This is a genomic window from Methylobacterium sp. WL18, from assembly GCF_008040015.1.
Lineage (GTDB): Bacteria > Pseudomonadota > Alphaproteobacteria > Rhizobiales > Beijerinckiaceae > Methylobacterium > Methylobacterium mesophilicum.
Genome location: NZ_VRVD01001220.1, coordinates 1 through 631 on the forward strand (window position 1 = coordinate 1; position 631 = coordinate 631).

1 protein-coding gene is annotated in these 631 nt (G+C 69.1%); it reads left to right on the forward strand.

All coding sequences use genetic code 11. The features are described from left to right. On the forward strand, window positions 1-409 hold a 409-nt coding region (gene queF, locus FV228_RS31950), incomplete at its 5' end, for a preQ(1) synthase (protein ID WP_147857990.1). Between the last annotated feature and the right edge of the window lie 222 nt (window positions 410-631).

Consider the following 631-nt stretch of genomic DNA (forward strand, 5'->3'; position numbering starts at 1 on the left):
GCCGTCCTCCCCCGCGGATGCCCGCCTCGACCGGGTGCCGAACCCGCATGCCGACACCGATTACGTAGCCCGGTTCACCGCGCCCGAGTTCACCTCGATCTGCCCGGTCACCGGCCAGCCGGATTTCGCCATCCTGGTGATCGACTACGTGCCTGGCGACTGGCTCGTGGAATCGAAGTCGCTCAAGCTTTATCTCGGCGCGTTCCGCAATCATGGGGCGTTCCACGAGGATTGCACCGTGGCGATCGGCAAGCGCCTGCGCGATCTGCTGGAGCCGCGCTACCTGCGGATCGGCGGGTACTGGTATCCGCGCGGCGGCATCCCGATCGACGTGTTCTGGCAGACCGGCGAGCCGCCGAAGACGATCTGGCTGCCCGAGACCGGGGTCGCCCCCTATCGCGGCCGCTGATCCGGCATGAAAAAGGCGACCGGCTCGCGCCGGTCGCCCTTCAGATCCGTTGGGATCGTCGCCCTTAATAGGGGGCGCCGTAATAGCCGCCGTAGGCCGGGGCGCCGTAGCCGTAAGCCGGAGCGCCGTAGGCCGGCCCGTAGCCGCCGCGGTTGTAGTAGTTGTTGGCTGCGCCGGCAGCGACGGCGCCGGCGGCCAGGCCGGCAATGCCGAGGCCGATGG